The organism is Kitasatospora sp. NPDC047058 (assembly GCF_040643935.1).
GTDB lineage: Bacteria > Actinomycetota > Actinomycetes > Streptomycetales > Streptomycetaceae > Kitasatospora.
This window is the reverse complement of record NZ_JBEYVJ010000946.1, coordinates 1-1,096: the sequence shown is the minus strand read 5'-3', so window position 1 is coordinate 1,096 and position 1,096 is coordinate 1. Positions and strand designations below refer to the sequence as shown.

The following is a 1,096-nucleotide window of genomic DNA, read 5'->3' as shown; positions in this document are numbered from 1 at the left end:
GCTCGCGCCGGCCGCCTGGGCGGGTGCGAGCGGCCCCGGCGAGCTCCCGTTCGGCTCGGCCACCACCGTCGGCCTCCACAACACCTACGACCCGGCCGCGTTCGCGCACCTCGCCGAGGGCCTGGACACCGGCACCGGCATGATCGAGCTCGACGCGTGGACCGACACCGTCACCAAGGAGTGGAAGGTCAGCCACTCCAACCCGCTCGGCAACAGCAACAACTGCGCCGCCGCGACCACGCCCGCCCAGCTCTACACCGGCGGCACCAACAAGAACCTCGAGACCTGCCTCGACGACGTCCGGATCTGGCTCGGCGCCCACCCCGCCGCCGGCCCCCTGGTCGTCAAGCTGGAGCTCAAGGCCGGCTTCGCCGCCAACCGCGGCATGGGCCCGGCCCAGCTCGACGCGCTGATAGCCGCGCACCTCGGCTCCGCCGTGTTCCGCCCCGCCGACCTCCTCGCGAAGCCCGGCGGCGGCAGCTACGCCAACGCCGACGAAGCCGCCCGCGCGGGCAACTGGCCCACCCGGGCGTCCCTGGCCGGCCGTGTCCTGGTGTACGTGATCCCCGGCTCCCTGGAGGAGAGCAACCCCTTCGACACCCTCCCCACCGACGTCGAGTACGCCCGCCACCTCCGCGACCTCGCCACGGCCGGACGGACCCGCGACGCCCAGGTCTTCCCCGCCGTCCACGGCGCCGCGGCCGGCGACCCGCGCGGCAAGTACGGCGAGACCTCGATCCGCCCCTGGTTCGTGGTCTTCGACGGTGACGCGGCCGCCTACACGGGCGGGATCGACACCGCCTGGTACGACGCCCGCCACTACCTGCTGACGATGACCGACGCCCACAACGTGGCCCCCGCCATCAGCTCCACCGACCCCACCCAGGACCAGGCCCGCACCCGCACCGAGCAGCTCGCCCGGGCCCACGCCAGCATCGTCTCCAGCGACTGGCGCAGGCTCCCGGTCGTGCAGGGCCTGGTGCTGCCCCGCGGCTGACCCCCCGCCGGCTGGTCCTACTGCGCGACGATATGACCGATTCCGGCGGTCTTCACCGTCGGCACCGGTTCGCACCCGTTGCGAACGGTTCGGCCGCGG

Annotated in this window: 1 protein-coding gene; it reads left to right on the top strand. The window is 73.8% G+C overall.

The genetic code is table 11. The features are described 5' to 3' along the window. On the top strand, positions 1-997 hold a 997-nt coding region (locus tag ABZ885_RS41835), incomplete at its 5' end, for a phosphatidylinositol-specific phospholipase C domain-containing protein (RefSeq protein WP_360200538.1). Between the last annotated feature and the right edge of the window lie 99 nt (positions 998-1,096).